Source organism: Paenibacillus thermoaerophilus (assembly GCF_005938195.1).
In the GTDB taxonomy this organism is placed as follows: Bacteria; Bacillota; Bacilli; order Paenibacillales; family Reconciliibacillaceae; genus Paenibacillus_W; species Paenibacillus_W thermoaerophilus.
On sequence record NZ_VCQZ01000018.1, the window covers coordinates 61983 to 68600 of the forward strand.

Consider the following 6618-nt stretch of genomic DNA (forward strand, 5'->3'; position numbering starts at 1 on the left):
CCCGGGATACGAGCGCGAATCCGAACGGTGTCAGACGGTTCTCCTATTCCTTGACCGCCCCGAGCATCACCCCTTTCACGAAAAACTTTTGCAGAAACGGATACAGGATGATCATCGGCAGGACGCTGGCCATAATCGTGGCCGCCTTGAGCGTCTCCGGCGCGACGAGGAACAAGCCCATATTGTTCGTCAGTTCGATGTTGGATTCGTTCTGCACGATCAAATTCCGCAAGTACACTTGCAGCGGGTTAAGCTCCGCCTTGTTGATGTACATGACGGCGTCGAAGTAGCTGTTCCAATGCATGACGGCATAAAACAGCGTAAGCGTGGCGATCGCCGGGAGCGAAAGCGGAATGTATATGCGCGTCAGGATCGTCCCGTGCCCGGCTCCGTCCATTTTGGCCGATTCGTCCAGGCTGGAAGGGATCGATTCGAAAAAGTTTTTCAGCAAAATCAGGTTGAAGGCGCTGATCGCGGATGGCAAAATCAACGCGAAAAACGTGTTTAACAGCTTTAATTCTTTCAGCAGCAGGAAGCTCGGAATCATGCCGCCGCTGAACAGCATCGTGAAGACGACCATTCCCATCACGAAGCCGCGTCCTTTTAACGTTCGCCGCGACAACGGGTACGCCATCAGGCACGTCAGCGCCATGTTGAGCGCCGTCCCGAGCACGGTTCGCATGGCCGACACGCCGAATGCCCTGTAAAAAGCGTCGTCCTGAAAAAGCAGCTTGTACGCTTCCGTCTGAAAATCGATCGGATATATCGACACGCGGTTCGAGACGACCGCCGTATGGCTGCTCAGCGATTGCGCCAGCACATGCAGAAACGGAAACAAGGTCAGCAGTCCGAAAGCGGCCAGCAGCAAGTAATTCAGCCCGCTTCCCAATTTCTCCCCGACAGACGCACGGCTCACCAGAGACCACCTCCGTATCGTCTCGCCGCTCTGTTCGAGATTAGGATGAGGATAAGCCCCACGGTCGATTGGAACAGGCCGACGGCGGTGGCGAAGCTGTATTTCTGCTCGGTCAAGCCGACCCGATAGACGTACGTGTCGATAATGTCGCCCACCTCGTACACCACCGGGTTATACAGCATGAACACCTGTTGGACGCCCAGCTCCAATATGTTGCCGAGCTGAAGCACGAACAGGATCAGGATCGTGCTGCGGATGCTCGGGAGCGTGATATGCCAAATTTCGTGGCGCTTCTTCGCTCCGTCCATGCGGGCCGCCTCATAAAGCGTCGAGTCGACGCCGGCGATCGCCGCCAGATAGATGATGGATGCCCAGCCGGATTCTTTGACGATATCGGTCGCAACCAGAATCGTCCGGAAGTAGGCCTTCTCCCCCATGAACAAAATCGGCTCGAACCCGAAATAAACGAGAATGTTGTTGACCAGCCCCGTGCCCGAAAGCACGTTGATGACAATGCCGCCGAAGATGACCCAGGAGAAAAAGTGCGGAATGTAAAACAACGTTTGCGCCGTCCGCTTGAACCAGTTGACCCGGACCTCGTTCAGCATAAGCGCGAGCGCGATCGGGGCGGGGAACCCCCAGAACAGCTTGTAGACGCTGATCAGCAGCGTGTTGCGGAACACGGTGAAAAATTCGTCGTCCGTGAAGAAACGCTCGAAATGCTTAAAGCCCACAAACTCGCTTCCCGTCAGGCCGAGAAACGGGCTGTAATCCTGAAAAGCGATGATGACCCCGTACATGGGGACGTATTTGAACAAAACGAAATAGATCAATCCTGGCAATAGAAACAAGTACAGCAGCCACTCCGTGCGGATGTACTTCAGCCCGTTAACCAGCGCCGACCTCATGCTGTCACCTGCCTGCCGAAAGGAATCGTGTTTGCTTTGGCTTCATTGTAGGAACACCGCTGCGGTTTCGCCAGATGAAAACCGTTCAAATGTCGGTAATATTGTGACCGAGCAGCGCCTCGAACGCGGCCTGCTGCAGCGAAGGGGCCTTGTCCGCCAGCGACAGCCCCGAGATCCCCGGCAGCGACAGGAAATCGTACGGCGATCCGAAATGGATCAAATAAAACGTCCGGTCCGGATCGCGTTCGCGCAGTTCGCGGATGCTTCGTAGCAGGCGATCGTCCAAAGGCTTGTTATGGTGCACGGCGAGCAAGACGGGGCGCGGATCGTCCGGTCGGACCCATTCGGGGAGGTTGGTCAAGTCCTCCGGACCGTCCATGATCTTCTCTTCGGCCGTGTCCGCGGCGGCCGATCTCCACAGTGCCGCAAAGCGGTCCAGACTTTTGTCCCGCACCAGAATCCATGGGGCCGACTTGAATTCGCCGGACAGCCCCGCCGGCACGGAACCGACGGTTCGCACGGCTCTGCGCGCGATGTTCAAGCTGACCGCATGGAACTCGGGCGCATTCAGCGCGTCCGGCTGAAACGGCCGGATGCGGAACGATTCGGGGGCAAGGCCGTACTTGCGCTTCGTATCCAGAATGCGGCGCACCGATTCGTCGATCCGCCGCTCCGGAAGGCGTCCGCTTCTGACGGCGCCAAGCACGGCGTCCACCATCGAAAGCGCCTCTTCGTGCGAACGCGCGGTGGCGAGCAAAATATCCGCCCCGGCTTCAAGCGCGAGGACGCACGCCTCCTCCATCGTGTACGTATTGGTTATGCCTTTCATGGACAGCCCGTCCGTGACGATCATCCCCCGGAAGCCCATGCGGTTGCGAAGCCACTCCGTCGTCACCGCGTAAGACAAGGAAGCGGGCTTGCCCGACGGGTCCAGCGCGGGAACGGCAATATGCCCGACCATGACCGCTTCCACCCCGGCCGAGATCGCCCGTCGGAACGGGTACAGCTCAAACTGCTCCAGCCGCTGACGGTCGAACTCCAGCACGGGCAGATCGTAATGGGAATCGACCTGCGTGTCCCCGTGGCCCGGAAAATGTTTGGCCGTGGCGATCAGGCCGTTGTCCTGATAGCCTCGAATCGCAGCCGCCCCGAGCCGGGCGACGAGCTCCCGGTCGTCGCCGAACGAATGCGTGCCGATCACCGGGTTGCGGGGATTGTTGTTGATGTCGACGACCGGGCTGTAGTTGAAATTAACGCCCATCGCCAGCGATTCCAACGCGGTGATTGTCCCGGCTTCGTACGCAAGCTTCTCGTCACCGGCGGCCCCGATCGCGCGGTTTTTCGGAAAATGCACGGCTCCGCCCTGCAGCTTGCAGCCCGCCCCCGCCACGAAATCCGCCGAGATGAACAGCGGGATGCCGGGACCGCTTTGCAGCGCGGCTTGCTGCAGTTCCGACGTCAGCCGGTGCACCTGCTCCGGGGTGCGAAGACTGTCGATATTCAGAAAAATGCCGCCGATCTGCTTCTCTTGGATCAACTGCCGCGATTGCTCCGACATCTCCGGACCTTTATGCGTGAGCGCAAACAGTTGCCCCACTTTTTGCTCCAACGTCAATTGTTCCGGCTTCATGCTGGGCTCCCTTCTCGGATCGTCCTTTTGGATTACGCACCCTCATTGTAGCGGCCTGCCCGGATGCATAATAGAGGAAGAACGTATAAAAACAAGTAATTTTGTGACATGCGGACGGACCCATAAAAAAATCCCTCCCCACGACAGCAGGAACTCGTTCCCGTCTGTCCGATGAGGAGGGACGTTATTCTATGGGGCTGTTTCCGCCAACTTAAGGCTCCCATACGCCCAATCTGATATTGTCGATATAGAGATGATTCGGAAGCGCCAAATAATCGCCGTTGTTGCGCTGGTAGAAATCTACCTGCTTGATATGCTGCAGGTTCAGCGCGGAAGAAGTTCCTTCCCCGGGAGTCCCGTTCGCCCCCGCCGCCACGTCCGCCAGATTCACTTGTACGGTGTTCCATTTTCCCGGCTGCAGCGTGACCCGTTTGTAGTACGTCAAGTTGGTGCTGTCGGTGAACTTGATGCCCAAATTCATGGCGCTCCCGTTCGGATTATAGATATCCGCTTTAAAGGCTTGCTGGTTCCTCCAATCGGTTTCTTTGAAATGCGCGGGCGCTTGGAGACTCGCGATCGACGTGCTGTAGAGTCCGAAATTGGCCTGCATCGCCGTATTTTGCTCCCGGATCGTCGTGCTCGTCTTCGTCAGCGTAACGGACCCGTTGGTGCCGAACGTCTGCCATTCCAGATCGTTCAACCTGACGCCGTCATGTTCGACGAGCCGCATGTTGTCAAAATAATAGGTGTTCGGGAGCGGGAGATAATTGCCGTTATTCCGCTGCACCAACTTGATATAGGCGATGTTGCGGACGTCGATCGGAACGGTGCCCGGTTCCTCGGGAGACCCGTTGGCGCCAGCGGCAAGGTCGGATATCGGAATCCGCACCGTCGTCCAACTGCTGCGATACAAACTGGCGTAACGGTAGTGCTGGTTCCCGTTCGCGTCTCCGACGATGACCGTTACCGCTCCTTGAACGGTCTGGGGATTGTAGACATCGATCCGGAATGTGTCGAAGCCCGACCAGTTACGGATCGTGAAGTCGCTGCCATAATTGCCGGTGAGGACGCTGGTGGCATACAAGCCAAACGAGGCCTGCATCGAGGCGTTTCCCTGTACGTGCGGACTGGAGGCGGTCGCCGTCGTCACGCTCGAACTGCTGGGGAAGCGCGTCGATTCGAAGGGGTTCAACATCGTCGAGACTTCGCGGTCCGTGAGGTACGTTCCTTTGACGAAGTTGTACAAATCCTTGTAAATCCGATATCCGGTCAGGTTGTTCCGGTAAAGTTCGTACATGCCCCGGACGTCCTGGTAGTACCCGAGAATGGAATTGTTCATGTAGCCGTATTCGACGCCGCCGTTCAAATAATCGTAGAACCGTTCCCGGTACTTGTCGGAGCGGAAAATTTGACCGTCGAATTCGATCTCGACCCCCATCCCCGCGTTGGCCGATTTCGCTGCGGAATTTTTGATCGTCTCGGGTGTGGTCGTATCGTCGCGGTTGACGAAGTGATTCGGCTGCAAAATAGCGAAATCAAAACCGTACTGCGCCCACTGCGTGGCGGCATACGCTTGGGACCACGGTATCCAGCAAAAGACGTAGTTGCCTTTGCCGTGGATATAAGAAGCGGTGTCCTTGACCAGATTCACTTCATCCGCAATGGTTGTATCCAGATCCTCCTTCAGCCAGTAAAAGCCTTTCAGCGTCAGATGGGAGTAGCCGGCCTGGTTGAATCGGCTGACCGCTTGATCGATGTACCACCGCGTCACTTTTTTCCTGCCGCTGAGCGTCGTCAGGTTCTCGCTCACACCGTCCCCGTCGATATCGCCGAATTGGGTTACATTGCTATTGGCGAACGGCACCATAATGACGACGTTGTTACGGAGGCCGGGCTGTCCCAGCGCGTTCGCCGTTGCTTTCGTCTGCTCGTTCAAGGCTTTCAACTGTTTCATCTCAGAGGTGAAAATACGGTTCAAGAACCAGTCCCAATCCGCCTTCAACCCGGACTTGGCCGGATCGGTTTCCCGGTGATAGCTCCGTCCGTTCGGACCGTTTAAGCCCAGGAACAAATAATCGCGGAAAAACACCGCCTCCCGTTGCCCCTGTTCGTTCAAAAACGCGGTATACGGCTTGAACTGTTCCTCCGGCCATGCTGAAATGTCTTCCCCGCCGTAGTTGGCCGGATTGTAATAACCGCTGTAAATGAGAACGATGTCCTCCATCCCCCCTGCTCCCGGCGAGCCCGGCGGAAAATAAGCGGCTTCGCTCTTGGCCGGAAAAAGGAAGGCCATCATTGCGACGGCCACAACGGCGCTGACCATTCTCCACATGCGCATCCACCCCCTCCTCGAATCGTTCATGCTCCCCCTCCAATCGGCGCTGTGCCATGATGGCTCGATTATAGAAAGCAGGAGTTTGTCCGGTATAGAGGAAATGTGTGGAAAGAGCCGGATTATTGTGACCTTAGCGCTTGTTTGAAGACAGGGCATCCATCCTGTCAGTCTGGACGTTCGCGATCTGGATAAGGCGAAAGCTTTACCGGGACGTGATCGGAATGAGGGAGATCGAGCGTCCGCCGTTCCCGTTTCTGGGATCTGGTTTGCGGTAGGCGTTGTGTAGCACAAAGACGCATTGAGGAACATATCCGTTTTTATAACGAAGAAAGCCCGTAGAATACGGGCGTCAGGGGTCTGTCAAGGATTTTGTGTAAACTCTTTTTTAGAGAATCTCCCCCGAGGGGAGATGGCCTCTCACGGCAGATGCTGGCCGATCCGCTCCGGGAAAAATATGGAGAAGATACTTCTTCATCGTTATCCTCCTCCTAGATAATGGTATTTGCTCTTTCCGTTTCTAGTATTATACAAACGCCCCCAGATTTGAATAGTGAATAACTACTAATGTTATGGGATATATTACTAGGCGCGAAAGGCACAGAACGGAGGTGGTTTTTTGAATAAAAGTATGTATTTTCTGGAAATTACAGTTTCAGAAAGAAGAGGAACAACAGCAACACAAATTAGGAGGAGATAAGATCTCCTCCCACTATTATTTAATGTTTTCTCGCGTTTTCTCACTCGTTCTTAGATTTTCAACCATCGACCATCCTGAAAGATGGATAAGTCATGTAGCTATGACATAATTTTCTGGAGGAGCCGGAGGCGG

Annotated in this window: 4 protein-coding genes; all 4 read right to left on the minus strand. The window is 55.7% G+C overall.

From position 1 onward, the window contains the following. Positions 1–43: 43 nt before the first annotated feature. Positions 44–916 carry a carbohydrate ABC transporter permease gene (locus FE781_RS12915; RefSeq protein WP_138790048.1) on the minus strand — a complete coding sequence of 291 codons (873 nt, stop codon included), beginning with the start codon at positions 914–916 and terminating at the stop codon, positions 44–46. After that, a complete protein-coding gene (locus tag FE781_RS12920) occupies positions 913–1824 on the minus strand; it encodes an ABC transporter permease (protein ID WP_138790049.1) in 912 nt (303 codons plus the stop codon). Before FE781_RS12920 ends, FE781_RS12915 begins: the two co-directional genes overlap by 4 nt. 85 nt (positions 1825–1909) lie before the next feature. Next, positions 1910–3454, minus strand: coding sequence for a glycoside hydrolase family 3 protein (locus FE781_RS12925; protein ID WP_138790050.1), 1545 nt, complete (start codon positions 3452–3454; stop codon positions 1910–1912). Positions 3455–3665: 211 nt separating this feature from the next. After that, positions 3666–5792 carry a DUF4855 domain-containing protein gene (locus FE781_RS12930; RefSeq protein WP_170209538.1) on the minus strand — a complete coding sequence of 709 codons (2127 nt, stop codon included), beginning with the start codon at positions 5790–5792 and terminating at the stop codon, positions 3666–3668. Between the last annotated feature and the right edge of the window lie 826 nt (positions 5793–6618).

What these genes read in the sequence shown, in the direction of transcription:
- FE781_RS12920 (WP_138790049.1), bottom strand. Translation starts at nt 1,824, where the DNA reads ATGAGGTCGGCGCTGGTTAACGGGCTGAAGTACATCCGCACGGAGTGG.
- FE781_RS12925 (WP_138790050.1), bottom strand. Translation starts at nt 3,454, where the DNA reads ATGAAGCCGGAACAATTGACGTTGGAGCAAAAAGTGGGGCAACTGTTT.
- FE781_RS12930 (WP_170209538.1), bottom strand. Translation starts at nt 5,792, where the DNA reads ATGCGCATGTGGAGAATGGTCAGCGCCGTTGTGGCCGTCGCAATGATG.